Origin of the sequence: Pseudomonas sp. HMSC057H01 (genome assembly GCF_001836405.1) — a bacterium.
GTDB classification, from domain to species: domain Bacteria; phylum Pseudomonadota; class Gammaproteobacteria; order Pseudomonadales; family Pseudomonadaceae; genus Pseudomonas; species Pseudomonas aeruginosa.
Genome location: NZ_KV828430.1, coordinates 26,640 through 52,075 on the forward strand (window position 1 = coordinate 26,640; position 25,436 = coordinate 52,075).

The 25,436-nt window shown below is 60.6% G+C and carries 37 protein-coding genes and 3 tRNA genes; 1 reads left to right on the forward strand and 39 read right to left on the reverse strand.

Annotation, left to right across the window (positions count from 1 at the left end; translation table 11 throughout):
• Positions 1-31 precede the first annotated feature (31 nt).
• Together ssb and HMPREF2581_RS09360 are read right to left on the reverse strand one after the other, a co-directional pair.
• Entirely contained in the window at positions 32-529 is a 498-nt protein-coding gene (gene ssb / locus HMPREF2581_RS09355) for a single-stranded DNA-binding protein (RefSeq protein ID WP_003114685.1), read from the reverse strand.
• Between the two features lie 16 nt (positions 530-545).
• The gene (locus tag HMPREF2581_RS09360) at positions 546-1,934 is read right to left on the reverse strand and encodes an MFS transporter (protein ID WP_003103910.1); all 1,389 of its coding nucleotides are present in this window, start codon (positions 1,932-1,934) and stop codon (positions 546-548) included.
• A 213-nt stretch (positions 1,935-2,147) separates the two neighbouring features.
• On the opposite strand from HMPREF2581_RS09360, the gene uvrA reads away from it, so the two are divergent.
• Positions 2,148-4,985: an excinuclease ABC subunit UvrA gene (gene uvrA / locus HMPREF2581_RS09365; RefSeq protein ID WP_003093663.1), complete on the forward strand. Its 2,838-nt coding sequence runs from the start codon at positions 2,148-2,150 to the stop codon at positions 4,983-4,985.
• A gap of 71 nt (positions 4,986-5,056) precedes the next feature.
• Here uvrA and bfr read toward each other — a convergent pair whose 3' ends face one another.
• The 37 genes from bfr to birA all read right to left on the reverse strand — a co-directional run bounded on the left by bfr (position 5,057) and on the right by birA (position 25,300).
• On the reverse strand, positions 5,057-5,521 hold the full coding sequence (gene bfr, locus HMPREF2581_RS09370; protein WP_003093668.1) for a bacterioferritin: 465 nt from the start codon (positions 5,519-5,521) through the stop codon (positions 5,057-5,059).
• 130 nt (positions 5,522-5,651) lie between these two features.
• A complete protein-coding gene (gene katA, locus HMPREF2581_RS09375; RefSeq protein WP_003103909.1) occupies positions 5,652-7,100 on the reverse strand; it encodes a catalase KatA in 1,449 nt (482 codons plus the stop codon).
• Positions 7,101-7,380: 280 nt separating this feature from the next.
• A complete protein-coding gene (gene rplQ, locus HMPREF2581_RS09380) occupies positions 7,381-7,770 on the reverse strand; it encodes a 50S ribosomal protein L17 (RefSeq protein WP_003093672.1) in 390 nt (129 codons plus the stop codon).
• Positions 7,771-7,813: 43 nt separating this feature from the next.
• Positions 7,814-8,815, reverse strand: a complete 1,002-nt coding sequence (gene rpoA, locus HMPREF2581_RS09385) for a DNA-directed RNA polymerase subunit alpha (RefSeq protein WP_003093675.1) — start codon at positions 8,813-8,815, stop codon at positions 7,814-7,816.
• A gap of 22 nt (positions 8,816-8,837) precedes the next feature.
• Positions 8,838-9,458, reverse strand: coding sequence for a 30S ribosomal protein S4 (gene rpsD, locus HMPREF2581_RS09390; protein ID WP_003093678.1), 621 nt, complete (start codon positions 9,456-9,458; stop codon positions 8,838-8,840).
• Between the two features lie 16 nt (positions 9,459-9,474).
• Positions 9,475-9,864 carry a 30S ribosomal protein S11 gene (gene rpsK, locus HMPREF2581_RS09395; protein ID WP_003093689.1) on the reverse strand — a complete coding sequence of 130 codons (390 nt, stop codon included), beginning with the start codon at positions 9,862-9,864 and terminating at the stop codon, positions 9,475-9,477.
• An 18-nt stretch (positions 9,865-9,882) separates the two neighbouring features.
• The gene (gene rpsM / locus HMPREF2581_RS09400) at positions 9,883-10,239 is read right to left on the reverse strand and encodes a 30S ribosomal protein S13 (RefSeq protein ID WP_003093692.1); all 357 of its coding nucleotides are present in this window, start codon (positions 10,237-10,239) and stop codon (positions 9,883-9,885) included.
• A gap of 130 nt (positions 10,240-10,369) precedes the next feature.
• Positions 10,370-10,486, reverse strand: coding sequence for a 50S ribosomal protein L36 (gene rpmJ / locus HMPREF2581_RS09405; protein ID WP_003093693.1), 117 nt, complete (start codon positions 10,484-10,486; stop codon positions 10,370-10,372).
• A 28-nt stretch (positions 10,487-10,514) separates the two neighbouring features.
• Complete coding sequence (gene secY / locus HMPREF2581_RS09410) at positions 10,515-11,843, reverse strand: preprotein translocase subunit SecY (protein WP_003093694.1); 1,329 nt, start codon at positions 11,841-11,843, stop codon at positions 10,515-10,517.
• A complete protein-coding gene (rplO, locus tag HMPREF2581_RS09415) occupies positions 11,844-12,278 on the reverse strand; it encodes a 50S ribosomal protein L15 (RefSeq protein ID WP_003093695.1) in 435 nt (144 codons plus the stop codon).
• A gap of 3 nt (positions 12,279-12,281) precedes the next feature.
• Positions 12,282-12,458 carry a 50S ribosomal protein L30 gene (gene rpmD / locus HMPREF2581_RS09420; RefSeq protein WP_003093696.1) on the reverse strand — a complete coding sequence of 59 codons (177 nt, stop codon included), beginning with the start codon at positions 12,456-12,458 and terminating at the stop codon, positions 12,282-12,284.
• Between the two features lie 2 nt (positions 12,459-12,460).
• Positions 12,461-12,961, reverse strand: coding sequence for a 30S ribosomal protein S5 (gene rpsE / locus HMPREF2581_RS09425; RefSeq protein ID WP_003093697.1), 501 nt, complete (start codon positions 12,959-12,961; stop codon positions 12,461-12,463).
• A 3-nt stretch (positions 12,962-12,964) separates the two neighbouring features.
• Positions 12,965-13,315 (reverse strand): 50S ribosomal protein L18, encoded by a 351-nt coding sequence (gene rplR, locus HMPREF2581_RS09430; RefSeq protein ID WP_003093698.1) that lies wholly within the window; start codon positions 13,313-13,315, stop codon positions 12,965-12,967.
• A 10-nt stretch (positions 13,316-13,325) separates the two neighbouring features.
• On the reverse strand, positions 13,326-13,859 hold the full coding sequence (gene rplF, locus HMPREF2581_RS09435; protein WP_003093699.1) for a 50S ribosomal protein L6: 534 nt from the start codon (positions 13,857-13,859) through the stop codon (positions 13,326-13,328).
• A gap of 11 nt (positions 13,860-13,870) precedes the next feature.
• Positions 13,871-14,263, reverse strand: a complete 393-nt coding sequence (rpsH, locus tag HMPREF2581_RS09440) for a 30S ribosomal protein S8 (protein WP_003093700.1) — start codon at positions 14,261-14,263, stop codon at positions 13,871-13,873.
• 189 nt (positions 14,264-14,452) lie between these two features.
• Positions 14,453-14,758, reverse strand: a complete 306-nt coding sequence (gene rpsN / locus HMPREF2581_RS09445; RefSeq protein ID WP_003093701.1) for a 30S ribosomal protein S14 — start codon at positions 14,756-14,758, stop codon at positions 14,453-14,455.
• 13 nt (positions 14,759-14,771) lie between these two features.
• Positions 14,772-15,311: a 50S ribosomal protein L5 gene (rplE, locus tag HMPREF2581_RS09450; RefSeq protein WP_003093703.1), complete on the reverse strand. Its 540-nt coding sequence runs from the start codon at positions 15,309-15,311 to the stop codon at positions 14,772-14,774.
• Between the two features lie 19 nt (positions 15,312-15,330).
• Positions 15,331-15,645 (reverse strand): 50S ribosomal protein L24, encoded by a 315-nt coding sequence (gene rplX / locus HMPREF2581_RS09455; RefSeq protein WP_003093711.1) that lies wholly within the window; start codon positions 15,643-15,645, stop codon positions 15,331-15,333.
• 12 nt (positions 15,646-15,657) lie between these two features.
• The gene (rplN, locus tag HMPREF2581_RS09460; RefSeq protein ID WP_003093714.1) at positions 15,658-16,026 is read right to left on the reverse strand and encodes a 50S ribosomal protein L14; all 369 of its coding nucleotides are present in this window, start codon (positions 16,024-16,026) and stop codon (positions 15,658-15,660) included.
• A 23-nt stretch (positions 16,027-16,049) separates the two neighbouring features.
• Positions 16,050-16,316 (reverse strand): 30S ribosomal protein S17, encoded by a 267-nt coding sequence (gene rpsQ, locus HMPREF2581_RS09465; protein WP_003093717.1) that lies wholly within the window; start codon positions 16,314-16,316, stop codon positions 16,050-16,052.
• 2 nt (positions 16,317-16,318) lie between these two features.
• On the reverse strand, positions 16,319-16,510 hold the full coding sequence (rpmC, locus tag HMPREF2581_RS09470) for a 50S ribosomal protein L29 (RefSeq protein WP_003093720.1): 192 nt from the start codon (positions 16,508-16,510) through the stop codon (positions 16,319-16,321).
• Complete coding sequence (gene rplP / locus HMPREF2581_RS09475; protein WP_003093723.1) at positions 16,510-16,923, reverse strand: 50S ribosomal protein L16; 414 nt, start codon at positions 16,921-16,923, stop codon at positions 16,510-16,512. The genes rpmC and rplP overlap by 1 nt, the downstream gene beginning before the upstream one ends.
• An 11-nt stretch (positions 16,924-16,934) precedes the next feature.
• On the reverse strand, positions 16,935-17,621 hold the full coding sequence (gene rpsC, locus HMPREF2581_RS09480) for a 30S ribosomal protein S3 (protein ID WP_003093727.1): 687 nt from the start codon (positions 17,619-17,621) through the stop codon (positions 16,935-16,937).
• A 12-nt stretch (positions 17,622-17,633) separates the two neighbouring features.
• Positions 17,634-17,966 carry a 50S ribosomal protein L22 gene (gene rplV, locus HMPREF2581_RS09485; protein ID WP_003103908.1) on the reverse strand — a complete coding sequence of 111 codons (333 nt, stop codon included), beginning with the start codon at positions 17,964-17,966 and terminating at the stop codon, positions 17,634-17,636.
• A 12-nt stretch (positions 17,967-17,978) separates the two neighbouring features.
• Entirely contained in the window at positions 17,979-18,254 is a 276-nt protein-coding gene (gene rpsS / locus HMPREF2581_RS09490; protein ID WP_003093734.1) for a 30S ribosomal protein S19, read from the reverse strand.
• 16 nt (positions 18,255-18,270) lie between these two features.
• Positions 18,271-19,092, reverse strand: a complete 822-nt coding sequence (rplB, locus tag HMPREF2581_RS09495) for a 50S ribosomal protein L2 (RefSeq protein ID WP_003103878.1) — start codon at positions 19,090-19,092, stop codon at positions 18,271-18,273.
• 11 nt (positions 19,093-19,103) lie between these two features.
• Complete coding sequence (rplW, locus tag HMPREF2581_RS09500) at positions 19,104-19,403, reverse strand: 50S ribosomal protein L23 (protein ID WP_003093736.1); 300 nt, start codon at positions 19,401-19,403, stop codon at positions 19,104-19,106.
• On the reverse strand, positions 19,400-20,002 hold the full coding sequence (rplD, locus tag HMPREF2581_RS09505; protein WP_003093737.1) for a 50S ribosomal protein L4: 603 nt from the start codon (positions 20,000-20,002) through the stop codon (positions 19,400-19,402). Before rplD ends, rplW begins: the two co-directional genes overlap by 4 nt.
• Before the next feature lie 13 nt (positions 20,003-20,015).
• Positions 20,016-20,651, reverse strand: coding sequence for a 50S ribosomal protein L3 (rplC, locus tag HMPREF2581_RS09510; protein WP_003103877.1), 636 nt, complete (start codon positions 20,649-20,651; stop codon positions 20,016-20,018).
• Positions 20,652-20,733: 82 nt separating this feature from the next.
• Complete coding sequence (gene rpsJ / locus HMPREF2581_RS09515) at positions 20,734-21,045, reverse strand: 30S ribosomal protein S10 (RefSeq protein WP_003103876.1); 312 nt, start codon at positions 21,043-21,045, stop codon at positions 20,734-20,736.
• 155 nt (positions 21,046-21,200) lie between these two features.
• Positions 21,201-22,394: an elongation factor Tu gene (tuf, locus tag HMPREF2581_RS09520; protein WP_003115146.1), complete on the reverse strand. Its 1,194-nt coding sequence runs from the start codon at positions 22,392-22,394 to the stop codon at positions 21,201-21,203.
• Positions 22,395-22,478: 84 nt separating this feature from the next.
• Positions 22,479-22,554: transfer RNA gene (locus HMPREF2581_RS09525), tRNA-Thr, on the reverse strand.
• 19 nt (positions 22,555-22,573) lie between these two features.
• A tRNA-Gly gene (locus HMPREF2581_RS09530) sits at positions 22,574-22,647 on the reverse strand.
• Positions 22,648-22,673: 26 nt separating this feature from the next.
• Positions 22,674-22,758, reverse strand: a tRNA-Tyr gene (locus tag HMPREF2581_RS09535).
• Between the two features lie 147 nt (positions 22,759-22,905).
• On the reverse strand, positions 22,906-23,610 hold the full coding sequence (locus HMPREF2581_RS09540; RefSeq protein WP_003112013.1) for an SPOR domain-containing protein: 705 nt from the start codon (positions 23,608-23,610) through the stop codon (positions 22,906-22,908).
• An 8-nt stretch (positions 23,611-23,618) separates the two neighbouring features.
• Positions 23,619-24,365, reverse strand: a complete 747-nt coding sequence (locus HMPREF2581_RS09545) for a pantothenate kinase (protein WP_003093768.1) — start codon at positions 24,363-24,365, stop codon at positions 23,619-23,621.
• Positions 24,362-25,300 (reverse strand): bifunctional biotin--[acetyl-CoA-carboxylase] ligase/biotin operon repressor BirA, encoded by a 939-nt coding sequence (gene birA, locus HMPREF2581_RS09550; protein ID WP_003112012.1) that lies wholly within the window; start codon positions 25,298-25,300, stop codon positions 24,362-24,364. The genes HMPREF2581_RS09545 and birA overlap by 4 nt, the downstream gene beginning before the upstream one ends.
• Between the last annotated feature and the right edge of the window lie 136 nt (positions 25,301-25,436).

A 25,436-nucleotide genomic window follows, 5' to 3' on the forward strand; every position in this document is an offset into this window, starting at 1 on the left:
GCGCGGACGGGCCGCGCCGCAAGGGCGTCGCTTAGAACGGAATGTCGTCGTCGAAGCTGTCGTAGTCCTGGGCCGGTTGCGGCGCCGGTTGCTGCTGCGGGGCCGGACGCGACTGTTGCTGCGGGGCCTGCTGCGGGCGCTGCATGGGCTCGCGCGGGGCGCGCTGCGAATCGTCGCCGGAGGGGCGGCCGCCGAGCAACTGCATGTTGCCGTTGATGTCGACCACGATCTCGGTGGTGTAGCGATCCTGACCGTCCTGGCCCTGCCACTTGCGGGTGCGCAGGCTGCCTTCGACGTAGACCTGGGAACCCTTGCGCAGGTACTCGCCGGCGATCTCCGCCAGGCGGCCGAAGAACACCACGCGGTGCCATTCGGTGCGCTCCTGTTGCTGGCCGGTCTGCTTGTCCTTCCAGCTCTCGCTGGTGGCGAGGGTGATGTTGGTCACCGCATTGCCGTTGGGCATGTAGCGGGTTTCCGGGTCACCACCGACGTTACCAACCAGAATGACTTTGTTAACCCCACGGGCCATGACGTTCTCCTAAGGTTCAGCATCCGCCCGGCGCGGCCTGGGCCAGGCGCTCGAGGGCGGTGCGATCCACTTGTTGGGTATCCACTTTGACATAGGCGGCGGCCTCCTCGGCCACCACCACGGCGTCTGCCACACCGGGCAACGCCCTGAATCGCTGGACCAGCACCGCGTCCTGCAGCGCGGCGGGCGCGAGCGGCAGGCGAATGCTGGTCACATAAGGCGGTTCGCGCATGGTAACAGCAATCGCCAGCCAGAGGGCAGCGAGCACCGCGCATCCGATGAACACCATGCTCAGCCCGCCGTGCTGGAACATCCAGCCGCCGAGGATGCCGCCCAGCGCCGCACCGAGGAACTGGCTGGTGGAATACACCCCCATCGCCGTGCCCTTGCCGCCGGCCGGCGAGACCTTGCTGACCAGCGACGGCAGCGAGGCTTCGAGCAGGTTGAAGGCAGTGAAGAACACCACCGTGCCGACCACCAGCATGGCCAGGCTGTGACCGAAGACCAGGAAGAACAGTTCGCAGGCCAGCAGGGTCGCCACCGCGCCGGTCAGCACGCGCTTCATGCGACGCTTCTTCTCGGCGTAGATGATGAACGGCACCATGCCGAAGAAACCGACCAACAGCGCGGTCAGGTAGACCCACCAGTGCTGCTCCTTGGGCAGGCCACCCTCGTGCACCAGCGCCAGCGGCAAGGCGACGAAGCTGGCCATGAGGATGGCGTGGAGGATCAGGATGCCGGCGTCCAGGCGCAGCAGGTCGCCGTGCTTCAGGGTCGGCAGCAGGGCCTGGCGCGCCACGCTGGATTCGCGGTGCTGGGTCATGTGGTCCGGCTGTGGGACGAAGAACAGGATCAGCAGCAGGCCGACCAGCGCCATCCCGGCGGTGAACCAGAACAGCCCATGCAGGCCGAACAGATGGGTCAGCACCGGGCCGAGCACCATGGCCACGGCGAAGGAGACGCCGATGCTCATGCCGATCATCGCCATCGCCTTGGTCCGGTGTTGCTCGCGGGTGAGGTCGGAGAGCAGTGCCATCACCGCCGCCGAGATCGCCCCGGCGCCCTGCAGGACGCGGCCGGCGATCACCCCCCAGATGGAGTCGGCATTGGCCGCGAGGGCCGCGCCGGCGGCAAAGATCAGCAGCCCGACGACGATCACCGGGCGCCGGCCGATGCGGTCGGAAATGGTCCCGAAGGGAATCTGCAGGATCGCCTGGGTCAGGCCATAGGCGCCGATGGCCAGGCCGATCAGCGCCGGGGTCGCGCCGGCCAGGTCCTGGCCGTAGGTGGCCAGCACCGGCAGGACCATGAACATGCCGAGCATGCGGAAGGCGAATACCAGTGACAGCCCGACGGCCGCTCGCGTTTCGGTACCGCTCATCCGCTCAGTATGTGAGTCGTGCATAACACCCTCATGGAAGAAACCGCTGCAGGGCAAGGCCTCATGCCCCTGCCGATGGCGCCGCCGCCCGCTCCTGGGCGGCCGGGGCAATGCCCGCGCCGGAAAAATGCCGCGCATTCTACCAGTCCGCCCCCTCGCGGCACAGGCGCGCCACTTTGCCGCGCGCTAGCGGCCAGCCGTATAATCAGCGGTTTTCGCCCGCCATGCGAGGCCGCTGTGGATAAGATCCTGATTCGTGGGGCGCGTACCCACAACCTGAAGAACGTCGACCTCACACTGCCACGCGACAAACTGATCGTGATCACCGGTCTTTCCGGTTCCGGCAAGTCTTCCCTGGCTTTCGACACGCTCTATGCGGAAGGCCAGCGGCGCTACGTGGAATCCCTCTCGGCCTACGCCCGGCAGTTCCTGTCGATGATGGAGAAGCCGGACGTGGACACCATCGAAGGGCTGTCGCCGGCGATTTCCATCGAACAGAAGTCCACTTCCCACAACCCACGCTCCACCGTGGGTACGATCACCGAGATCTACGACTACCTGCGCCTGCTTTATGCCCGCGTCGGTACCCCGCGCTGCCCGGACCACGACATCCCGCTGGAGGCGCAGACCGTCAGCCAGATGGTCGACCAGGTCCTGGCCCTGCCGGAAGGCAGCAAGCTGATGCTGCTGGCGCCGGTGATCCGCGAGCGCAAGGGCGAGCACCTGGCGGTGTTCGACGAGATGCGCGCGCAGGGTTTCGTCCGCGCCCGGGTCGACGGCAAGCTCTACGAACTCGACGAAGTGCCGAAGCTGGATAAGCAGAAGAAGCACAGCATCGATGTGGTGGTGGACCGCTTCAAGGTTCGCGCGGACCTCCAGCAACGCCTGGCCGAGTCGTTCGAGACCGCCCTGTCCCTGGCCGACGGTATCGCCCTGGTAGCACCGATGGACGAGGACGAGGATGTCGAGGAGATCATCTTCTCGGCGCGCTTCGCCTGCCCGGTCTGCGGCCACTCGATCAGCGAGCTGGAACCCAAGCTGTTCTCCTTCAACAACCCGGCCGGCGCCTGTCCGACCTGCGACGGCCTCGGCGTGAAGCAATTCTTCGACGCGCGCCGGGTGGTCAATGGCGAGTTGACCCTGGCCGAGGGCGCGATCCGCGGCTGGGACCGGCGCAACGTCTATTACTTCCAGATGCTCGGCTCGCTGGCCCAGCATTACGGCTTCAGCCTGGAAGAACCCTTCGACGAACTCGGCGCCGAGCACCAGAAGGTGGTGCTCTACGGCTCCGGCCGGGAAAACGTCGACTTCCGCTATCTCAACGACCGCGGCGACATCGTCAAGCGTTCGCACCCCTTCGAAGGCATCCTGCCGAACCTTGAGCGGCGCTACCGCGAGACCGAGTCGGCCACGGTCCGCGAGGAGCTGGCCAAGTTCCTCAGCACCCAGCCCTGCCCGGATTGCCACGGTACCCGCCTGCGCCGCGAGGCGCGGCATGTGTGGGTCGGCGACCGGACGCTGCCGGCGATCACCGCGATGCCGGTCGGCGAGGCCTGCGAGTATGCCGCCGGACTCAGCCTGACCGGCCGCCGTGGCGAGATCGCGGCGAAAATCCTCAAGGAAATCCGCGACCGCCTGCAATTCCTGGTCAACGTCGGCCTCGACTACCTGACCCTCGACCGCAGCGCCGACACCCTGTCCGGCGGCGAAGCCCAGCGCATCCGCCTGGCCAGCCAGATCGGCGCCGGCCTGGTGGGAGTGATGTACATCCTCGACGAACCCTCGATCGGCCTGCACCAACGCGACAACGAACGCCTGCTCGGCACCCTCACCCACCTGCGCAACCTCGGCAACACGGTGATCGTGGTCGAGCACGACGAGGACGCGATCCGACTCGCCGACTACGTCGTCGACATCGGTCCGGGCGCCGGTGTGCACGGCGGCCAGGTAGTGGCGGAAGGTACGCCCGACCAGGTGATGAACCACCCCGACTCGCTGACCGGCAAGTACCTTTCCGGGCGCAAGAAAATCGCGGTTCCGGCCAAGCGCACCCCGCGCGACAAGAAGAAGCTGCTGAAGCTGAAAGGCGCCCGCGGCAACAACCTGCAGAACGTCAACCTGGAAATCCCGGTCGGCCTGTTCACCTGCATCACCGGGGTCTCGGGCTCCGGCAAGTCGACGCTGATCAACAACACCCTGTTCCCGATCACCGCCACCGCGCTGAACGGCGCGACTACCCTGGAAGTGGCGCCGTACGACTCGTTCGACGGCCTGCAGCACCTGGACAAGGTGGTCGACATCGACCAGAGCCCGATCGGTCGTACCCCGCGCTCCAACCCGGCGACCTATACCGGCCTGTTCACGCCGATCCGCGAACTGTTCTCCGGCGTGCCGGAGGCCCGCTCGCGCGGCTACGGTCCCGGCCGCTTCTCGTTCAACGTCAAGGGCGGCCGTTGCGAGGCCTGCCAGGGCGACGGCGTGATCAAGGTGGAGATGCACTTCCTGCCGGACATCTACGTTCCCTGCGATGTCTGCAAGGGCAAGCGCTACAACCGCGAGACCCTGGAGATCCGCTACAAGGGCAAGAGCATCCACGAAGTGCTGGAGATGACCATCGAGGAAGCCCGCGAGTTCTTCGACGCCGTCCCCGCCCTGGCGCGCAAGCTGCAGACACTGATGGACGTCGGCCTGTCCTACATCAAGCTGGGCCAGAGCGCGACCACCCTCTCGGGCGGCGAGGCACAGCGGGTCAAGCTGTCCCGCGAGCTGTCCAAGCGCGACACCGGCAAGACCCTGTACATCCTCGACGAACCGACCACCGGCCTGCACTTCGCCGACATCCAGCAACTGCTCGACGTGCTCCACCGCCTGCGCGACCACGGCAACACCGTGGTGGTGATCGAGCACAACCTGGACGTGATCAAGACCGCCGACTGGCTGGTCGACCTCGGCCCCGAGGGCGGCTCCAAGGGTGGCCAGATCATCGCCAACGGCACGCCAGAGCAGGTGGCCGAGATGCCCCAGTCGCACACCGGCCACTTCCTCAAGCCGCTGCTGGAACGCGATCGCGCCTGATTGCCGGGCGCTCATGAAAAAGCCCCTGCGGCCGTGAGGCGCAGGGGCTTTTTCGTATCCGCGGGGTAGGATCAGATCTGCGACTGCAGGTAGTTCTCCAGGCCCATCCTGGCGATCAGGCCAAGCTGTTGCTCCAACCAGTAGGCGTGGTCTTCCTCGGTGTCGGCCAACTGGGCCTTGAGGATGTCGCGGCTGACGAAGTCCTTGTGCTGCTCGCAGAGGGCGATGCCCTTGGCCAGCGCGGCGCGGACATGGCGCTCGAGCTTGAGGTCGGCCTCGAGCATCTCCGGCACCGTGGTGCCCGGGTGGATATCGTCGGGACGCATGCGCGGCGTACCTTCGAGCAGGAGGATACGGCGCAGCAGGGCGTCGGCGTGCTGGGTCTCCTCCTCCATCTCGTGGTTGAGGCGCTCGTAGAGCTTGCTGAAGCCCCAGTCCTCGTACATGCGCGAGTGGATGAAGTACTGGTCGCGCGCGGCCAGCTCGCCGGTCAGCAGCGTGTTGAGGTAATCGATGACTTCCGGATGGCCTTGCATCGGGGGGCTCTCCCTGGAGAAAACTAGGAATCTAGCCGCATATGCTCCCGGCTCCGCCTGATCCGGGTCAAGCCAATGCAGATAAAAAAGCCCCCTTCCTAGGAAGGGGGCCGGGGGCCTCATCAGGCCATCAGTCCAGCTTCAGGCCGAGGGCGTCGGCGACGCCTTTGCCGTAGGCCGGGTCGACCTTGAGGAACAGGCCGATCTGGCGACGCTGGATCTGTTCCGGTACATCGCGGATGTCTTCGGCGATGTTGGCGAACAGCCGCTGCTTCTGCTCGTCGGTGAACAGATGGAACAGCGCGGCGGGCTGGCTGTAGTAGTCGTCGTCCACCCGGTGGTTCCAGTGGTCCGCCGCGCCCTCCAGGCTCAGCGGCGGCTCGGAGAAGTCAGGCTGCTCCTGCCACTGGTTGAAGCTGTTCGGCTCGTAGGTGACGCGCTGATGGGCGTTGTTGCCGTCCACCCGCATGCCGCCGTCGCGGTGGTAGACCTGGTGCGGGCAACGCGCGGCGTTCACCGGGATCTGGTGGTGGTTGACGCCCAGGCGATAGCGATGGGCGTCGCCGTAGGAGAACAGACGGCCCTGGAGCATCTTGTCCGGCGAGAAACCGATACCGGGCACCACGTTGGCCGGCGTGAAAGCGGCCTGCTCGACCTCGGCGAAGTAGTTGTCCGGGTTACGGTTCAGCTCGAAGAAGCCCACTTCGATCAACGGGTAGTCACCGTGGGGCCAGACCTTGGTCAGGTCGAACGGGTTGTAGCGATAGGTGGCCGCTTCCTTCTCGGGCATGATCTGCACGTACATCTTCCAGCGCGGGAAGTCGCCTTTCTCGATGCTCTCGTACAAGTCGCGCTGCGAACTCTCGCGGTCCTGGGCGATCACTTCGGCAGCCTCGGCGTTGGTCAGGTTCTCGATGCCCTGTTGGGTCTTGAAGTGGAACTTGACCCAGAAGCGCTCGTTGTTCGCATTGATGAAGCTGAAGGTATGGCTGCCGAAACCATGGATGTGCCGATAGCTCTTCGGCAGACCGCGGTCGCTGAAGTCGATGGTCAACTGATGCAGCGACTCGGGGAGGTGAGAGAAAAAGTCCCACTTGAAGGTCGCATTGCGCAGGTTGGTGCGCGGGTCACGCTTCACCACGTGGTTGAGATCGGGGAACTTGAGCGGGTCGCGCAGATAGAACACCGGGGTGTTGTTGCCGACCAGGTCCCAGTTGCCCTGCTCGGTGTAGAAACGCATGGAGAAGCCGCGGATGTCTCGCTCTGCATCCGCCGCGCCACGCTCACCGGCGACGGTGGAGAAGCGCAGGAACATATCGGTCTTCTTGCCGACCTGGGAGAAGATCTTCGCCCGGGTGTAGGGGGTGATGTCATGGGTGACGGTGAAGGTGCCATAGGCCGCGGAGCCTTTCGCATGCATGCGGCGCTCGGGGATCACTTCGCGATCGAAGTGGGCGAGCTTCTCGAGGAACCACACGTCCTGCAGCAACATCGGGCCACGCGGACCGGCGGTCTGCACGTTCTGGTTATCGACCACCGGTGCGCCAGCGGCAGTGGTCAGGCGGGTCTTCTCTTCCATTTACTCTCTCCTCAACGGCTAACGTGCTATGAAGCGAAGCGGCTACACGGAAATCATCAGCGTGGACCAGGGATTGGCGGAGGACAACCTCCAGGCTGAGCCAAGCGCCCTTTGCATTGATCTCGCTTACCCGAACGTAGCTTTTCGTAAAAGCAGGTTAAGGATGAATGACAGCCCTCCAACAATCCAATTTATTAAAGACAGCGAGACGATAGATAAAAACTTTAAGGCAGGTAATAAAAAACCGGGCCTAGGCCCGGTTTCTTGTGCAGCAGATGCCTTATTCGGCAGCTTCTACGACTTCACCGCCGACAGGACGATCAACCAGCTCGACGTACGCCATGGGGGCGTTGTCGCCAGCGCGGAAACCGCACTTCAGGATGCGCAGGTAGCCGCCCGGACGGTTGGCGTAGCGCTTGCCCAGGTCGTTGAACAGCTTGCCAACGGCAGCTTTCGAACGGGTACGGTCGAAAGCCAGGCGACGGTTGGCGACGCTGTCTTCCTTGGCCAGGGTGATCAGCGGCTCGGCAACGCGACGCAGTTCCTTGGCCTTGGGCAGGGTGGTTTTGATCAGTTCGTGTTCGAACAGCGACACCGCCATGTTCTGGAACATAGCCTTGCGGTGCGCGCTGGTGCGGCTCAGGTGACGACCACTTTTACGATGGCGCATGGTTCAATTCCTTTCCAAACTTTACGTTCGGTAGTTACGACGATCAGGCAGTGGCCTTGTCGTCTTTCTTAAGACTTGCCGGCGGCCAGTTATCGAGGCGCATACCGAGGGACAAACCACGGGAAGCCAGAACGTCCTTGATTTCGGTCAGGGACTTCTTGCCCAGGTTCGGCGTTTTCAACAGCTCCACTTCGGTGCGCTGGATCAGGTCACCGATGTAGTAGATGTTTTCCGCCTTCAGGCAGTTGGCCGAACGTACGGTCAGTTCCAGGTCATCGACCGGGCGCAGGAGGATCGGATCGATCTCGTCTTCCTGCTCTTCAACGACGGGTTCGCTGTCGCCCTTGAGGTCCACGAACGCTGCCAGCTGCTGTTGCAGGATGGTAGCGGCGCGACGGATAGCCTCTTCGGGATCCAGAGTGCCGTTGGTTTCCAGGTCCAGGACCAGTTTGTCCAGGTTGGTGCGCTGCTCGACACGGGCGTTTTCCACCACGTAGGAGACACGACGGACCGGGCTGAACGATGCGTCGAGCTGCAGACGGCCGATGCTGCGGCTTTCGTCTTCGTCGCTCTGACGTGCATCGGCAGGCTCGTAGCCACGGCCACGAGCTACCTTCAGCTTCATGTTCAGCGCGCCGTTGTCTGCCAGGTTGGCGATAACGTGGTCACCGTTGATGATCTCAACATCGTGATCCAGCTGAATATCGGCAGCAGTCACAACACCCGAGCCCTTCTTAGCCAGGGTCAGCGTCACTTCATCACGACCGTGCAGCTTGATGGCCAGACCTTTCAGGTTCAGCAGGATCTCGATTACATCTTCCTGCACACCTTCGATCGCCGAGTACTCGTGGAGTACGCCGTCGATCTCGGCCTCGACCACTGCGCAGCCAGGCATGGAGGACAACAGGATGCGACGCAGCGCGTTGCCCAGGGTGTGACCAAAACCACGCTCGAGAGGCTCGAGCGTGATCTTGGCGCGGGTTTGACTGACCACCTGCACATCGATGTGGCGGGGGGTCAGGAACTCATTTACCGAACTCTGCATGGATGCACCTATTTTCTAGCCCTTACTTGGAGTAGAGCTCGACAATCAGGTTTTCGTTGATATCAGCGGACAGGTCGCTGCGAGCCGGAGCACTCTTGAAGGTACCAGCCTTCTTGTCGAGGTCGACTTCGACCCACTCGACGCGACCGCGCTGGCCACAGAGTTCCAGAGCCTGAGCGATACGCAGCTGGTTCTTCGATTTTTCGCGAACAGCTACGACGTCACCGGCCTTCACTTGGTAGGAAGGGATGTTGACGGTCTGACCGTTGACGGTGATGGCCTTGTGGGATACCAGCTGGCGGGATTCCGAACGAGTGGAACCGAAGCCCATGCGGTATACGACGTTGTCCAGGCGGCACTCGAGCAGTTGCAGCAGGTTCTCACCGGTAGAACCCTTGCGACGGGAAGCTTCCTGGTAGTAACCGCGGAACTGACGCTCCAGCACGCCGTAGATGCGACGTACTTTCTGCTTTTCACGCAGCTGCAGACCGTAGTCGGACAGACGGCCACGACGCTGGCCATGCTGGCCAGGAACGTTTTCAGCCTTGCACTTCGAGTCGAGGGCGCGGGCGCCGCTCTTCAGGAACAGGTCGGTGCCTTCACGGCGAGACAGTTTGCACTTGGGACCAATGTAACGAGCCATTTCTCACTGTCTCCTATTACACGCGACGCTTTTTCGGCGGACGGCAGCCGTTATGCGGGATCGGGGTTACGTCGGTGATGCTGGCGATCTTGTAGCCGCAAGCATTCAGAGCGCGAACGGCGGACTCGCGGCCCGGGCCCGGGCCCTTGACGTTGACGTCCAGGTTCTTCAGACCGTATTCCAGGGCAGCCTGGCCGGCACGCTCGGCCGCTACCTGGGCAGCGAACGGGGTGCTCTTACGCGAGCCGCGGAAACCGGAACCACCGGAGGTCGCCCAGGACAGTGCGTTGCCCTGACGGTCGGTGATGGTCACGATGGTGTTGTTGAAAGACGCGTGGATGTGGGCGATCCCATCGACCACTGTCTTTTTGACTTTCTTACGGGGACGAGCAGCAGGTTTTGCCATGACTAGATTCCTACGCGATTACTTGCGGATCGGCTTACGCGGGCCCTTGCGGGTACGCGCGTTGGTCTTGGTACGCTGACCGCGAACCGGCAGACCGCGACGATGACGCAGACCGCGGTAGCAACCGAGGTCCATCAGACGCTTGATGTTCATGTTGATTTCGCGACGCAGGTCACCTTCGGTGGTGATCTTCGCGACTTCGTTACGCAGCTGATCGATCTGCTCGTCGCTCAGGTCCTTGATCTTGGCAGCCGGGTTTACGCCGGTGGCTGCGCAGATGCTCTGAGCAGTAGTGCGACCAACACCATAGATGTAGGTCAGCGAGATAACAGTGTGCTTGTTATCCGGAATGTTGACGCCTGCAATACGGGCCATTCAGAAAAACTCCAATTGACAGCTACCCTGCGCCCAGGAAGCCAAGAAAGGGCGCGGATATTAGCGCTGTAATAGCAAATAATCAACCCGGCAGCACACTAGCTGCCGGGTTATCACGCGTGGATCACAATCAGCCTTGGCGCTGCTTGTGACGCGGTTCCGCGCTGCAGATCACCCGCACGATGCCATCGCGACGGATGATTTTGCAGTTACGGCACAGCTTCTTGACCGATGCACGAACTTTCATCACCAACTCCTCGAACCTTACGGGTCTATCAGCGCAGCATGCCGCTGCCGTAGCCCTTCAGGTTGGCTTTCTTCATCAGGGATTCATACTGGTGAGAAACGAGGTGAGATTGCACCTGGGCCATAAAGTCCATGACAACCACGACCACGATCAACAGCGAGGTCCCGCCAAGATAGAACGGCACGTGCGCCGCAACCACCAGGAACTGGGGCAGCAGGCAGACAGCCGTCATGTACAGAGCACCGAACATGGTCAAACGGGTCAGCACGCCATCGATGTAGCGAGCGGACTGTTCGCCCGGACGGATGCCCGGAATAAATGCACCGGACTTCTTGAGGTTCTCCGCCACGTCCTTCGGGTTGAACATCAGCGCTGTATAGAAGAAGCAGAAGAAAACGATCCCTGCAGTGAACAGCAAGATGTTCAGCGGCTGCCCCGGAGCGATCGCTTGCGCGACGTCCTGCAACCAACCCAAGCCTTCCGACTGACCGAACCAGGAGCCCAGGGACGCCGGGAACAGCAGGATACTGCTGGCGAAAATCGCGGGAATCACACCCGCCATGTTCACCTTCAACGGCAGATGGCTGGTCTGCGCTGCAAACACCTTGCGGCCTTGCTGGCGCTTGGCGTAATGCACCGCGATGCGACGCTGGCCACGCTCGATGAACACCACGAACGCGATGATCGCCACGGCCAGCAGGCCGACGCCGATCAGGGCGAAGATGTTGATGTCACCTTGACGGGCAGACTCGAAAGACTGACCGATGGCGCGCGGCAGGCCTGCAACGATACCAGCGAAGATCAACATCGAGATGCCGTTGCCGACACCGCGCTCGGTGATCTGCTCGCCCAGCCACATCATGAACATGGCACCAGCCACGAAGGTGGTGACAGCCACGAAGTAGAAGCCGAAGTCGTTGGAGAAGGCTACGCCCTGGCTGCCCAGGCCAACGGACATGCCGATGGCCTGGACCAGTGCCAGGACTACAGTACCGTAGCGGGTGTACTGGCTGATCTTGCGACGCCCAGACTCACCCTCTTTCTTCAACTGCTCCAGCTGCGGGCTGATAGCGGTCATGAGCTGCATGATGATCGAAGCCGAGATGTACGGCATGATCCCCAGTGCAAAGATACTCATGCGCTCCAGCGCGCCGCCGGAAAACATGTTGAAGAGGCTAAGAATGGTCCCCTCGTTCTGCCGGAACAGTGCCGCCAAGCGATCGGGGTTGATGCCCGGAACTGGGATGTGCGCGCCGATCCGATAGACGATGATCGCCAGGAACAGGAAACGCAGACGTGCCCAGAGCTCGGACAGACCGCCGTTGCTTAGCGCAGAGAGAGCACCTTGCTTAGCCATTTAGTCCTCGAATTTACCGCCAGCTGCTTCGATAGCCGCACGCGCACCCTTGGTGGCGGCGATACCTTTCAGGGTGACCGCACGACCAACTTCGCCGGACAGCATGACTTTGACGCGCTGTACGTGCTGGTTGATCAGGTTGGCATCCTTCAGGGTCTGCAGGCTGACGACGTCGCCTTCGACCTTGGCCAGCTCGGAGGTGCGCACTTCAGCACGATCCATGGCCTTCAGGGAAACGAAGCCGAACTTCGGCAGGCGACGGTGCAGAGGCTGTTGACCACCCTCGAAGCCCGGAGCGACCTTGCCACCGGAGCGGGAGGTCAGACCTTTGTGACCACGGCCACCAGTCTTGCCCAGACCGCTACCGATGCCACGGCCCGGACGGTGCTTTTCGCGACGGGCACCCGGCGCGGAACGCAGATCGTTCAGTTGCATGGATTAACCCTCCACACGCAGCAGGTAGTAGGCCTTGTTGATCATGCCGCGGTTCTCAGGAGTGTCCTGAACTTCGACGGTATGATTGATGCGACGCAGGCCGAGACCCTTGACGCAAGCCTTGTGGTTGGCCAGACGGCCGTTCAGGCTCTTGACCAGAGTGACTTTGACAGTTGCCATGGTTAGAGAATCTCCTCGACGCTCTTGCCACGCTTGGCCGCTACTGCTTCCGGAGCCTGCATGTTCTTCAGGCCCTTGAAGGTGGCGTAAACCACGTTCACCGGATTGGTGGAGCCATAGCACTTGGCCAGGACGTTCTGCACACCAGCCACTTCCAGAACGGCACGCATGGCGCCGCCGGCGATGATGCCGGTACCTTCCGAAGCCGGCTGCATGTACACCTTGGAGGCGCCATGGGCGGACTTGGTCGGATACTGCAGGGTGGTGCCGTTCAGATCGACTTGGATCATGTTGCGGCGAGCGGCTTCCATTGCTTTCTGGATGGCGGCCGGCACTTCACGCGCCTTGCCACGACCGAAACCAACGCGACCCTTGCCATCACCCACCACGGTCAGTGCGGTGAAAGCGAAGATACGGCCACCTTTTACGGTTTTGGCGACGCGGTTAACCTGAACCAGCTTCTCGATGTAGCCTTCGTCGCGCTTTTGCTCGTTGTTTGCCATAACTTAGAACTCCAGTCCGCCTTCACGAGCGGCATCAGCCAGCGCTTTCACACGGCCGTGGTACTTGAAGCCAGAACGATCGAACGCCACCTGGGTGACGCCGGCCGCTTTGGCGCGCTCGGCGACCAGTTGACCAACTTTCTTGGCTGCATCGATGTTGCCGGTGGCACCTTCGCGCAGGTCTTTGTCCAGGGTCGAGGCGCTGGCCAGGACCTTGCCGCCGTCGGCCGCAATGACCTGGGCGTAAATGTGCTGGGAAGAGCGGTACACGCAGAGGCGTACGGTTTCCAGCTCGCGCATCTTCAGGCGTGCCTTGCGAGCGCGACGCAGACGGGTTTCTTTCTTGACGCTCATTTGCTATGCCCTACTTCTTCTTGGCTTCTTTACGACGGACGACTTCGTCGGCGTAACGCACGCCCTTGCCTTTGTAAGGCTCCGGCGGACGGAAGTCGCGAATTTCGGCAGCAACCTGACCGACCAGCTGCTTGTCGATACCCTTGATCAGGATATCGGTCTGGCTGGGGGTCTCAGCGACGATGCCGGCCGGCAGTTCGTAATCAACCGGATGGGAGAAGCCGAGGGACAGGGACAGCACTTGGCCCTTGGCCTGCGCTTTGTAACCAACGCCGACCAGCTGGAGCTTGCGCTCGAAGCCCTGGCTGACGCCGACTACCATGTTGTTCACCAGAGCACGGGTGGTACCAGCCATGGCGCGAGTCTGCTGGTCGCCGTTACGCGCAGCAAAACGCAGCTCACCGCTGTCCTGGATCACTTCGACCGAAGGATGGACCTTGAGCTCCAGAGCACCTTTGGCGCCCTTGATGGACAGTTGCTGACCAGCCAGTTTGATTTCAACGCCGGCAGGCAGCTTGACGGGGTTCTTAGCAACGCGAGACATGCTGATTCCCCTTAGAACACAGTGCAGAGCACTTCGCCGCCAACACCAGCAGCACGGGCAGCACGATCGGTCATCACACCTTTGTTGGTGGAGACGATCGACACACCGAGGCCGCCACGAACTTTCGGCAGTTGCTCAACGGATTTGTACTGACGCAGGCCAGGACGGCTGATGCGCTTGACCTCTTCGATGACAGGCTTGCCTTCGAAGTACTTCAGTTCGATGGACAGCTGGGGTTTTACTTCCGAGCTGATCTGGAAATCCGCAATATAGCCTTCGTCCTTCAGGACTTTGGCTACCGCCGCTTTCAGTTTCGAGGACGGCATGCTTACGACGGTCTTTTCAGCCATCTGGGCATTACGGATGCGAGTTAGCATGTCTGCTAACGGGTCCTGCATACTCATGGGCTTAACGCTCCTGATACAAAAGAATAAGCCTTCAACTTCAATTCGCCCATAAACGCCAGGCGAAACAAACCCAGGCTCAGGGGAGCCGGGTATTCTAGAGATCGCGCCAAAACGAATCAAGCCCCATGAGGGGCTTGATTCGATGTCGCGATCAACGGTGCCGACTGGCGACACCGTTCGCTGCGATTACCAGCTGGCTTTCACCAGGCCCGGTACGTCGCCGCGCATGGCGGCTTCGCGCAGCTTGTTACGGCTCAGGCCGAACTTGCGGTAGAAGCCGTGCGGACGGCCGGTCAGGCGGCAACGGTTACGCAGGCGGCTGGCGCTGGCGTCACGCGGTTGCTTCTGCAGGGCGACCTGGGCATTCCAACGCTCTTCCGCAGAGGAGTTCGGATTAGCGATGATCGCTTTCAGCTCGGCACGCTTCTTGGCGTACTTGGCTACCGTCAGCTGACGCTTCAGCTCGCGGTTCTTCATGCTCTCTTTAGCCATGTTCCTACTCCAATCAGTTACGGAACGGGAATTTGAAAGCACGCAGCAGGGCGCGACCTTCGTCATCCGTACGAGCGGTGGTGGTCAGGGTGATGTCCAGGCCACGCAGCGCATCGATCTTGTCGTAATCGATTTCCGGGAAGATGATCTGCTCTTTCACGCCCATGCTGTAGTTGCCGCGACCATCGAAGGACTTGGCATTCAGGCCGCGGAAGTCACGCACGCGCGGCAGGGAGATGGACAGCAGACGATCCAGGAACTCGTACATCCGGTCGCTACGCAGGGTGACCTTGACGCCGATCGGCCAGCCTTCACGGATCTTGAAGCCTGCGATGGACTTACGAGCGTAAGTCACGACCGGCTTCTGACCAGTGATCTTTTCCAGATCGGCTACGGCGTTCTCGATGATCTTCTTGTCACCGACCGCCTCGCCAAGACCCATGTTCAGGGTGATTTTGGTAACGCGCGGAACTTCCATCACGTTCGCCAGCTGAAGCTCTTCTTTCAGCTTGGGCGCGATTTCCTTCCGATAAATTTCTTTCAATCGTGCCATGGTGATCTACCTAGCAGCCTCAAGCCTGAACCGGTTTCTGGGTCGACTTGAAGACACGAATTTTCTTACCGTCTTCTACCTTGAAGCCAACGCGGTCAGCCTTGCTGGTTTCAGTATTGAAGATGGCGACGTTGGAGACGTGCAGAGGCGCCTCCTTCTCGACGATACCGCCCTGTTGGCCGAGCATCGGATTGGGCTTGGTGTGGCGCTTGATCAGGTTCACCCCGCCGACGACCAGACGGTCGTCAGCGAGAACCTTCAGCACCTTGCCACGCTTGCCCTTGTCCTTGCCGGCAATGACGATTACTTCGTCGTCACGACGAATCTTTTGCATGACGGCTACTCCTTACAGCACTTCGGGGGCGAGCGAGACGATCTTCATGAACTTCTCGGTACGGAGTTCACGAGTCACTGGCCCAAAGATACGGGTGCCGATCGGCTCCTGCTTGTTGTTCAGCAGGACGGCGGCGTTGCCGTCGAAGCGGATGATGGAACCGTCGGTACGACGCACGCCGTGCTTGGTGCGAACGACCACGGCAGTCATGACCTGGCCCTTCTTCACTTTGCCGCGCGGAATCGCTTCCTTGACGGTGACCTTGATGATGTCGCCGATGCCGGCGTAACGGCGGTGGGAACCGCCGAGCACCTTGATGCACATCACACGACGCGCGCCGCTGTTGTCAGCGACATCGAGCATGGATTGAGTCTGAATCATATAATTTCTCCGACCCCTAGTCCTTAGACTTCCACCGCGCGTTCAACGATATCAACCAGGGTCCAGGCCTTGGTCTTGGCCAGCGGACGGGTTTCGCGAATGGTGACCAGGTCACCAATGCGGCACTGATTGGATTCGTCGTGTGCGTGCAGTTTGGTCGAACGCTTGACGTATTTGCCGTAGATCGGGTGCTTGACGCGACGCTCGATCAGTACGGTGACGGTCTTGTCCATTTTGTCGCTGACGACGCGGCCGGTCAGCGTACGGACGGTTTTCTGAGCTTCAGCCATGATCACTTACCTGCTTGCTGATTGAGCACAGTTTTAACGCGAGCGATGTCGCGCTTAACCTGCGAGAGCAGGTGAGACTGCCCCAACTGGCCAGTTGCTTTCTGCATGCGCAGATTGAACTGGTCGCGCAGCAGGCCGAGCAGTTGCTCGTTCAGCTGCTCAACGGATTTTTCACGAAGTTCATTCGCTTTCATCACATCACCGTCCGCTTAACAAAGGAGGTGGCGAGGGGCAGCTTTGCAGCAGCCAGGGCGAAAGCCTCACGCGCCAGCTCTTCGGAAACACCCTCGATCTCGTACAGGACCTTGCCCGGCTGGATCTGGGCTACCCAGTACTCGACCCCACCCTTACCTTTACCCATACGAACTTCGAGGGGCTTCTTGGTGACAGGCTTGTCAGGGAATACGCGGATCCAGATCTTGCCGCCACGCTTCACGTGACGGGTCAGCGCACGACGCGCGGACTCGATCTGACGAGCAGTAAGGCGGCCACGGCTAGTGGCCTTCAGTGCGTACTCACCGAAGCTGACCTTACTACCACGATGAGCCAGACCACGGTTGTGGCCGGTCATTTGTTTGCGGAACTTCGTACGCTTGGGTTGCAGCATTTGCGTACTCCTTACCTAGCAGCTTTTTTACGAGGAGCGGGTGCAACCGGCTTCAGCTCTTCCTGGCGGCCACCGATGACCTCGCCCTTGAAGATCCAAACCTTGACACCGATCACACCGTAAGTGGTGTGCGCTTCGTAGGTGGCATAGTCGATATCGGCGCGCAGGGTGTGCAGGGGCACACGACCTTCGCGATACCATTCGGTACGGGCGATTTCAGCCCCACCCAGACGACCGCTGACCTGAATCTTGATGCCCTTGGCACCAATGCGCATGGCGTTCTGTACGGCGCGCTTCATGGCGCGACGGAACATTACGCGACGCTCCAGCTGCTGGGCTACGCTCTGCGCAACCAGCATGGCATCGAGTTCCGGCTTGCGGATTTCCTCGATGTTGATGTGCACGGGCACACCCATTTGCTTGGTCAGGTCCTGGCGCAGTTTCTCAACATCTTCACCTTTCTTGCCGATCACGATGCCGGGACGAGCGGTGTGGATGGTGATGCGTGCGGTTTGAGCCGGACGATGAATATCGATACGGCTTACGGACGCGCTTTTTAGTTTGTCTTGGAGGTACTCACGCACCTTCAGGTCGGCAAACAGGTAATCCGCATAGTTCTTGCGGTCTGCGTACCAAACGGAGGTGTGCTCCTTGACGATACCCAGGCGAATGCCATTGGGATGTACTTTCTGACCCATCTGTCGACTCCGTTACTTGTCCGCAACCTTGACCGTGATATGGCAAGACCGCTTCACGATGCGATCAGCACGGCCTTTGGCACGCGGCATGATGCGCTTGAGCGAACGACCTTCGTTGACGAAGACGGTGGAGACCTTCAGGTCATCCACATCGGCGCCTTCGTTGTGCTCAGCGTTGGCAACGGCCGACTCCAGCACTTTCTTCATGATCTCGGCGGCTTTCTTACTGCTGAAAGCCAGGAGGTTGAGCGCTTCGCCCACCTTCTTCCCGCGGATCTGGTCGGCGACCAAGCGGGCTTTCTGGGCGGAGATACGAGCGCCCGACAGCTTAGCGGCTACTTCCATCTTCCTTACCCCTTAACGCTTGGCTTTCTTGTCCGCAGCATGCCCGCGGTAGGTGCGGGTAGCGGCGAACTCGCCCAGTTTGTGGCCGACCATGTCCTCGTTGACGAGAACCGGTACGTGTTGACGGCCGTTGTGCACGGCGATGGTCAGACCAACCATATGCGGCAGAATCATCGAACGACGCGACCAGGTCTTGATCGGCTTGCGGTCGTTCTTTTCCACCGCGACTTCGACCTTCTTCAACAGGTGAAGATCGATAAACGGACCTTTTTTCAGTGAACGTGGCACTGTGGTATCCCTCTATTTACTTGCGGCGGCGGACGATCATGTTATCGGTACGCTTGTTCGAGCGAGTCTTCTTACCCTTGGTCTGAAGACCCCACGGCGATACCGGATGACGACCAGCAGAGGTACGGCCTTCACCACCACCATGCGGGTGGTCGACCGGGTTCATCGCCACGCCGCGAACGGTCGGGCGAACACCACGCCAGCGCGTAGCACCGGCTTTACCCAGCGAACGCAGGCTGTGCTCGGAGTTCGAGACTTCGCCCAGGGTCGCACGGCACTCAGCCAGGACTTTACGCATTTCACCGGAGCGCAGACGCAGGGTTACGTACGCACCTTCACGCGCGACCAGCTGGGCGGAAGCGCCAGCGGAGCGAGCGATCTGAGCGCCTTTACCCGGCTTCAGCTCGATACCATGAACAGTGCTACCCACCGGGATGTTGCGCAGAGGCATGCTGTTGCCTGCCTTGATCGGCGCACCGATACCGGAGATCAGCTGGTCACCTGCAGCAACGCCCTTGGGGGCGATGATGTAGCGACGCTCGCCGTCTGCATACTTCAGCAGAGCGATGTGTGCAGTGCGGTTCGGATCGTATTCGACGCGTTCAACGATGGCAGGGATGCCATCCTTGTTGCGACGGAAGTCGACCAGACGGTAGTGCTGCTTGTGACCACCACCGATATGACGGGTGGTGATACGACCGTTGTTGTTACGGCCGCCAGACTTGGATTTCTTTTCCAGCAGCGGTGCGTAGGGAGCGCCTTTGTGCAGCTCCTGATTCACCACCTTGACGACAAAGCGACGACCAGCGGAAGTCGGTTTGCACTTAACGATTGCCATGATGCACCCCTTTACTCAGCGCTGGTGGCGAAATCGAGATCTTGGCCCGGCTGGAGAGCGATGTACGCTTTTTTCCAGTCGTTACGCTTGCCCAGACCGCGAGCGGTGCGCTTGGTCTTACCCTTGACGTTCAGGGTAGTGACGCGCTGTACCTTCACGCTGAACAGGCTTTCTACGGCCTTCTTGATTTCCAGCTTGGTTGCATCGGTGGCAACCTTGAAAACGAATTGGCTCTTGCCGTCCGCGAGACCCGTGGCTTTCTCGGAGATGTGCGGACCAAGCAGCACTTTGAATACGCGTTCCTGGTTCATCCCAGCAGCTCCTCGAACTTCTTCACGGCGGACACGGTGACCAGCACCTTGTCGTAGGCGATCAGGCTGACGGGGTCGGAACCTTGGACATCACGTACATCGACGTGCGCCAGGTTGCGCGCAGCGAGGTACAGGTTCTCGTCGACACCATCGGTCACGATCAGCACGTCTTTCAGACCCAGGGTGTCCAGCTTGGCAACCAGGCCCTTGGTTTTCGGTGCATCGACAGCGAAGTCGGCAACGACGACCAGACGGTCCAGACGAACGAGCTCGGCAAGGATGGAGCGCAGTGCTGCGCGGTACATCTTCTTGTTCAGCTTCTGTTCGTGGCTACGCGGTTTAGCGGCGAAAGTGGTGCCGCCCCCACGCCAGATGGGGCTACGGATGGTGCCAGCGCGAGCACGACCGGTGCCCTTCTGACGCCACGGCTTCTTGCCACCACCAGAGACTTCGGAGCGAGTCTTCTGCGCCTTGCTGCCCTGACGGCCGCCAGCCATGTAGGCCACGACTGCCTGGTGCACCAGGGTCTCGTTGAATTCGCCACCAAAGGTACGCTCGGAGACTTCGATAGCCTGAGCGCCGTTCACATTCAATTGCATCTCAGCTTCCCCCTTAACCGCGAGCCTTGGCTGCCGGACGCACGATCACATCACCGCCGGTAGCGCCGGGAACGGCACCCTTGACCAGCAGCAGATTGCGTTCAGCATCGACGCGCACGATCTCCAGGGATTGAACGGTTACCCGCTCCGCACCCAGATGACCGGACATTTTCTTGCCCTTGAACACTCGACCAGGAGTCTGGCACTGGCCGATGGAACCCGGGACGCGGTGGGAAACGGAGTTACCGTGGGTGTTATCCTGACCACGGAAGTTCCAGCGCTTGATGGTGCCCGCGAAGCCCTTACCCTTGGACTCGCCGGTAACGTCTACCATCTGGCCTGCCTGGAACAGATCGACAGTGATCTGGTCACCAGCGGCATACTGCTCTTCGCCCAGACGGAATTCCCACACGCCGCGACCGGCGGCGACATTCGCCTTGGCAAAGTGACCAGCTTGCGCTTTGGTAACGCGAGAAGCACGACGCTCGCCGGCGGTGACTTGCACTGCACGGTAGCCATCGGTTTCTTCAGTCTTGAACTGGGTGACGCGATTCGGCTCGACCTCGATGACCGTAACCGGAATAGAGACACCTTCCTCGGTGAAAATGCGGGTCATGCCGCATTTACGACCGACAACACCAATTGTCATGTTGTAAACCTCTTGAGTGTACGGGGCTTTCACCCGCTATGGCCGCCCATTTCAGAGCGTTACACGACCAATGCCGAAGGCATTAGCCGAGGCTGATCTGTACTTCAACGCCTGCAGCAAGATCGAGCTTCATCAGCGCATCGACGGTTTTATCCGTCGGCTGGACGATGTCCAGTACACGCTTATGTGTACGAATTTCGTACTGATCACGCGCATCTTTGTTGACGTGCGGAGAGATCAGCACGGTGAAACGTTCCTTGCGGGTCGGCAGAGGGATTGGACCACGCACCTGAGCACCAGTACGTTTCGCGGTTTCCACGATTTCCTGGGTTGATTGATCGATCAGGCGATGGTCAAAAGCCTTCAACCGAATCCGGATTTGTTGGTTTTGCATTTGACCTCAGACTCCAATTTACCATTCCCAACGGACGGACTACGCCCGTTAAAAGGAGGCGCAATTGTACGGATGCCCCCACAGGGTGTCAATATTTAACCAACGAACGAAAAAGGGGCCCCGAAGGGCCCCTTTTCTGATGGCAGGATCAGCGATTACTCGATGATCTTGGCAACCACGCCGGCGCCAACGGTACGGCCGCCTTCGCGGATCGCGAAGCGCAGGCCATCTTCCATGGCGATCGGAGCGATCAGGGTGACAACCATCTTGATGTTGTCGCCCGGCATTACCATCTCTACGCCTTCCGGCAGCTCGCAGTTACCGGTCACGTCGGTGGTACGGAAGTAGAACTGCGGACGGTAGCCCTTGAAGAACGGAGTGTGACGACCACCTTCTTCCTTGGACAGCACGTACACTTCGCACTCGAACTTGGTGTGCGGCTTGATGGTGCCCGGCTTGGCCAGTACCTGGCCACGCTCTACGTCTTCACGCTTGGTGCCGCGCAGCAGGATACCAACGTTCTCACCAGCACGACCTTCGTCGAGCAGCTTGCGGAACATTTCAACGCCGGTGCAGGTGGTCTTGGTGGTCGCCTTGATGCCGACGATTTCCACCTCTTCCTGGACCTTGATGATGCCGCGCTCTACACGACCGGTTACCACGGTACCGCGGCCGGAGATCGAGAACACGTCTTCGATCGGCATCAGGAACGGCTGGTCGATGGCACGAACCGGCTCCGGAATGTAGGAGTCCAGGGTCTCTACCAGCTTCTGCACGGCGCTTACGCCGATGCCGTTGTCATCTTTACCTTCCAGCGCCATCAGCGCGGAACCGATGATGATCGGAGTGTCGTCGCCCGGGAAGTCGTAGGTGTTCAGCAGATCGCGAACTTCCATCTCGACCAGTTCCAGCAGCTCGGCGTCGTCGACCATGTCAGCCTTGTTCAGGAACACGACGATGTAGGGAACGCCTACCTGGCGGGACAGCAGGATGTGCTCGCGGGTCTGCGGCATGGGGCCGTCGGCAGCCGAGCAAACCAGGATCGCGCCGTCCATCTGGGCAGCACCGGTGATCATGTTCTTCACGTAGTCGGCGTGACCGGGGCAGTCAACGTGAGCGTAGTGACGAACAGCGGAATCGTATTCAACGTGCGAGGTGTTGATGGTGATACCGCGGGCCTTTTCTTCCGGCGCGTTGTCGATCTGATCGAAAGCACGAGCAGAACCACCCCAGGTGTCGGAGCAGACCTTGGTCAGTGCAGCGGTCAGAGTGGTCTTGCCATGGTCAACGTGACCGATGGTGCCGACGTTGACGTGCGGCTTGTTCCGTTCAAATTTTTCTTTAGCCATGGAGACCATCCCCTTCAAGGAATTGAGCGGATCACGCTACCATTAGAACAAGGGCAGATATTTTCATATCTGCCCCTGGATAAATGGAGCTCATGAGCGGATTTGAACCGCTGACCTCACCCTTACCAAGGGTGTGCTCTACCAACTGAGCTACATGAGCGAAACACAAGCAACTTGACTGGAGCGGGTAGCGGGAATCGAACCCGCATCATCAGCTTGGAAGGCTGAGGTTCTACCACTGAACTATACCCGCGGAGCCCGAAGCTCACGCTTTTAAACTGGTGGAGGGAGAAGGATTCGAACCTTCGAAGTCTATGACGTCAGATTTACAGTCTGATCCCTTTGGCCACTCGGGAATCCCTCCAAACTGGTGGGCGGCATTCTCTACGTCTGCCACCTTGCTGTCAAGAGTTTTCTCTTAAAAAACCTGAACTTAGGTTTCAACAGCAACTTCATGGTAGGAGTCTTTCAGCCTTCCCCCTGCGAAGCGGGCGCCATTCTATGCAAACCATCAGGGGGATGCAACACCTTTGCACGACATTATTTGATGCTGCAATCCCTTGAAGTCCCGAGCCAGCTCCTGGAGCAGTTGCTCATCCACCAGGCGCCGGCTGCCGGGGGCCACCCTTACCCAGAAATCACGCTGCCCGCGGGGCAATTCCTTCAGCTCCGCCTCGTAACCTGCCGTCTTGAGACGCACCTGCGCACTTTCAGCCGAATCCCGCGCGGAAAACATCCCCAAAGAAATGCCATTGGCCAGCACTCCCTCGCCAATCAGGTAGCTGTCGATATTGCGCGCCTGAAGCTCCTTCAACTGACGAAGCGCAGCCTCCCGCGAGGCTAGCGGAGGAAGATAGACCCAGTAATCGACGCTCATCTCCCCACGGGCCTCGACCTCCGCCTCGATATCCAGGCCCAGCAGGCGCTGCTGCAACCTTCGGGCATCCGCCTCCTCACCGCCTCCGCCAAGATAGAGACAGGCCGACTCGGATGCGATCGACTCTTCGGCAGCCGGAGGCACACTCGGCGCCGGCACCTGCGATCCCGAGCGCGCCCTGGAAGCAAGGTTGCTCTCGGCCAACAGCAGAATGTTCTTCTGCCCATCCTTATAGAGTTCCAGCGGTGCGATTTCCTTGGCCCGTAGCGGGGATTGCTGCTGGTGCCAGACGTAGTAGAAGACGTTCAGGGCCAGGAGAAACAGGAAGAACCAGCGCATAGATCCTCTCACTCAATCGGGCAAGCCAGTGCCAGCCCTACGAAAACCAGGTCCGGCATGATCCGGGCGCCAGCCAGTTCGTCGCGAACCAGTTCGGCATCCCCACCCGTCAGGAATATTTCACAATCCGGACCGAGCAGCTCGCACGCCATGGCGTACTGCTCACGAACGAACCCCCTGAGCATGAGCAGACAACCCCGCTCAACCGCCTCGGCCGTGGCCTGCCCTGGCTGGAGACTGGCAAGCGCCCGACGGGCCTCTGCATCGTCGTAGCGGATACGTCGGGTATGGGTGCGCAACTGGCTTCTCATCAGGGTCATGCCCGGGCATATGTAGCCCCCCAGATGCACTCCATCCGCCGCGACCAGGTCAGAGGTGACCGCGGTCCCCAGATCAATGACCAGGCAGGCCTTCTTAGCCAGGTGATGAGCCGCGACGAGGGCCAACCAGCGGTCGAGCCCCAGGCGCTGGTAGTCGAGATAGCCGTTGCGCACTCCCGCCAACTGCTTGCCGGATGATGCAACCAGCGCCGAAACCGGGAACAGCTGCTCCAACCGTGCGACCAGTTGCGAGGTTTCCTGCTCGCTGCGAACGCTCACCAGGCGACAGGCTCGCACTGGCAGCGCTTGCTGCGATGTTAACTGTTCGACCAGGGCATCATCGGACTCCGCAAGGCCACCGGCGACCGACCGTGCCGCGCCCTCGATGACCCGCCACTTGATCAGCGAGTTTCCACAGTCGAGCTCAAGAATCATTGACGCAACCTCAAACTAAGCTCCCCTCCACTGAAACCCTGCTCCACGCCATCCACCTCGAGACGCAGCGCTCCTCGGCTATCGACACCCAACACGCGACCCTCGATGGAACTCAGGGCAGTCGAGAGAATGACCTGGGCACCCTGCCAGAGATTGCAGGACTCCCACTCCTCGCGACTTGCAGCAAAGCCTTCGCGCGAATGCCTATCGAGATAATCGGCCAACTGCCGATTGAGAGCAGAGAGCAGCCGCGAACGATCCACCAGCTCCCCCAGCGCTTCGCGCAGGGAGGTCCAAGGCTGGCCGATATCAGTGGCGGTCTTCATGTTGACGTTGATCCCTATGCCGATAACGACATGACACAGATCCGCGGGGTCGCCACTCAGCTCCAGGAGAATTCCGGCGATCTTCTTGCCTCCCTGCAGAACGTCGTTCGGCCACTTCAACCCGGCTTCCCGGACGCCCAAGGACTCCAGGGCCCGGAGCACCGCGAGACCGACAACCAGGCTCAACCCTTCGAGCTCCCGAGCGCCCCCCCTGACAGTAATGGCCAGAGAATAATAGAGGTTCTCTCCATAGGGACTGACCCAGGCTCGGCCGCGACGTCCACGCCCGGCAGTCTGCTGCTCGGCGACGATAACGAAAGGCGTCGAGGCTCCAGCCGCGAGCCTGCGCATGGCCTCGCTATTGGTTGAATCGACGGTGGGCATGATCTCGACAGGCCAGAGGCTGTCGATCTTCCGCGGATCCAGGAGACTGAGGGGACTCGCCAGGCGGTAACCCCGGCCACGCACCTTGTGGAACTGCAGGCCATGTTCAGCCTCCAGGTGCTGCAAGCGTTTCCAGACTGCACTGCGACTGATGCCCAGTACCGCCCCCAACTCCTCACCGGAGTGGAATCGCCCGTCTTGAAGTAGTTTCAGCAAGGTCTGCATAGACGCCCCACACTAGCCAGGCACGCATCATATAGAGGCACTTGCGCTTTGCCTACGAAAAGCCCTGCCGTATAGCTGCCTTTTCCCCGGATTTTCGCAGACTTTTCCGCGCGCAAAAGCAAAACCCCCGGTCATC

Excerpts from the sequence above, each read along its gene's own strand:
- tuf (WP_003115146.1), bottom strand. The coding sequence starts at position 22,394 with ATGGCTAAAGAAAAATTTGAACGGAACAAGCCGCACGTCAACGTCGGC.
- ssb (WP_003114685.1), bottom strand. The coding sequence starts at position 529 with ATGGCCCGTGGGGTTAACAAAGTCATTCTGGTTGGTAACGTCGGTGGT.
- secY (WP_003093694.1), bottom strand. The coding sequence starts at position 11,843 with ATGGCTAAGCAAGGTGCTCTCTCTGCGCTAAGCAACGGCGGTCTGTCC.
- rpsQ (WP_003093717.1), bottom strand. The coding sequence starts at position 16,316 with ATGGCTGAAGCTCAGAAAACCGTCCGTACGCTGACCGGCCGCGTCGTC.
- rpsH (WP_003093700.1), bottom strand. The coding sequence starts at position 14,263 with ATGAGTATGCAGGACCCGTTAGCAGACATGCTAACTCGCATCCGTAAT.
- rplE (WP_003093703.1), bottom strand. The coding sequence starts at position 15,311 with ATGGCACGATTGAAAGAAATTTATCGGAAGGAAATCGCGCCCAAGCTG.
- rpsD (WP_003093678.1), bottom strand. The coding sequence starts at position 9,458 with ATGGCTCGTTACATTGGTCCCAAGTGCAAACTGTCTCGCCGTGAAGGC.
- rpsC (WP_003093727.1), bottom strand. The coding sequence starts at position 17,621 with ATGGGTCAGAAAGTACATCCCAATGGCATTCGCCTGGGTATCGTCAAG.
- rplD (WP_003093737.1), bottom strand. The coding sequence starts at position 20,002 with ATGCAATTGAATGTGAACGGCGCTCAGGCTATCGAAGTCTCCGAGCGT.
- birA (WP_003112012.1), bottom strand. The coding sequence starts at position 25,300 with ATGCAGACCTTGCTGAAACTACTTCAAGACGGGCGATTCCACTCCGGT.
- rplR (WP_003093698.1), bottom strand. The coding sequence starts at position 13,315 with ATGAGCGTCAAGAAAGAAACCCGTCTGCGTCGCGCTCGCAAGGCACGC.
- HMPREF2581_RS09360 (WP_003103910.1), bottom strand. The coding sequence starts at position 1,934 with ATGCACGACTCACATACTGAGCGGATGAGCGGTACCGAAACGCGAGCG.
- rplX (WP_003093711.1), bottom strand. The coding sequence starts at position 15,645 with ATGCAAAAGATTCGTCGTGACGACGAAGTAATCGTCATTGCCGGCAAG.
- HMPREF2581_RS09545 (WP_003093768.1), bottom strand. The coding sequence starts at position 24,365 with ATGATTCTTGAGCTCGACTGTGGAAACTCGCTGATCAAGTGGCGGGTC.
- rplQ (WP_003093672.1), bottom strand. The coding sequence starts at position 7,770 with ATGCGCCATCGTAAAAGTGGTCGTCACCTGAGCCGCACCAGCGCGCAC.
- rplO (WP_003093695.1), bottom strand. The coding sequence starts at position 12,278 with ATGCAACTGAACGATCTGCGTTCCGCGCCGGGTGCCCGTCGCGAAAAG.
- rplW (WP_003093736.1), bottom strand. The coding sequence starts at position 19,403 with ATGAACCAGGAACGCGTATTCAAAGTGCTGCTTGGTCCGCACATCTCC.
- rpoA (WP_003093675.1), bottom strand. The coding sequence starts at position 8,815 with ATGCAGAGTTCGGTAAATGAGTTCCTGACCCCCCGCCACATCGATGTG.
- rpsN (WP_003093701.1), bottom strand. The coding sequence starts at position 14,758 with ATGGCTAAAGAGAGCATGAAGAACCGCGAGCTGAAGCGTCAGCTGACG.
- rpmD (WP_003093696.1), bottom strand. The coding sequence starts at position 12,458 with ATGGCAACTGTCAAAGTCACTCTGGTCAAGAGCCTGAACGGCCGTCTG.
- rplF (WP_003093699.1), bottom strand. The coding sequence starts at position 13,859 with ATGTCTCGCGTTGCTAAGAACCCCGTCAAGCTGCCTGCCGGCGTTGAA.
- katA (WP_003103909.1), bottom strand. The coding sequence starts at position 7,100 with ATGGAAGAGAAGACCCGCCTGACCACTGCCGCTGGCGCACCGGTGGTC.
- rpsE (WP_003093697.1), bottom strand. The coding sequence starts at position 12,961 with ATGGCAAACAACGAGCAAAAGCGCGACGAAGGCTACATCGAGAAGCTG.
- rplP (WP_003093723.1), bottom strand. The coding sequence starts at position 16,923 with ATGCTGCAACCCAAGCGTACGAAGTTCCGCAAACAAATGACCGGCCAC.
- rplV (WP_003103908.1), bottom strand. The coding sequence starts at position 17,966 with ATGGAAGTAGCCGCTAAGCTGTCGGGCGCTCGTATCTCCGCCCAGAAA.
- rpsK (WP_003093689.1), bottom strand. The coding sequence starts at position 9,864 with ATGGCAAAACCTGCTGCTCGTCCCCGTAAGAAAGTCAAAAAGACAGTG.
- rpsJ (WP_003103876.1), bottom strand. The coding sequence starts at position 21,045 with ATGCAAAACCAACAAATCCGGATTCGGTTGAAGGCTTTTGACCATCGC.
- rplN (WP_003093714.1), bottom strand. The coding sequence starts at position 16,026 with ATGATTCAGACTCAATCCATGCTCGATGTCGCTGACAACAGCGGCGCG.
- rpmJ (WP_003093693.1), bottom strand. The coding sequence starts at position 10,486 with ATGAAAGTTCGTGCATCGGTCAAGAAGCTGTGCCGTAACTGCAAAATC.
- rpmC (WP_003093720.1), bottom strand. The coding sequence starts at position 16,510 with ATGAAAGCGAATGAACTTCGTGAAAAATCCGTTGAGCAGCTGAACGAG.
- rpsM (WP_003093692.1), bottom strand. The coding sequence starts at position 10,239 with ATGGCCCGTATTGCAGGCGTCAACATTCCGGATAACAAGCACACTGTT.
- rplB (WP_003103878.1), bottom strand. The coding sequence starts at position 19,092 with ATGGCAATCGTTAAGTGCAAACCGACTTCCGCTGGTCGTCGCTTTGTC.
- bfr (WP_003093668.1), bottom strand. The coding sequence starts at position 5,521 with ATGCAAGGCCATCCGGAAGTCATCGATTACCTCAACACGCTGCTGACC.
- rplC (WP_003103877.1), bottom strand. The coding sequence starts at position 20,651 with ATGACAATTGGTGTTGTCGGTCGTAAATGCGGCATGACCCGCATTTTC.
- HMPREF2581_RS09540 (WP_003112013.1), bottom strand. The coding sequence starts at position 23,610 with ATGCGCTGGTTCTTCCTGTTTCTCCTGGCCCTGAACGTCTTCTACTAC.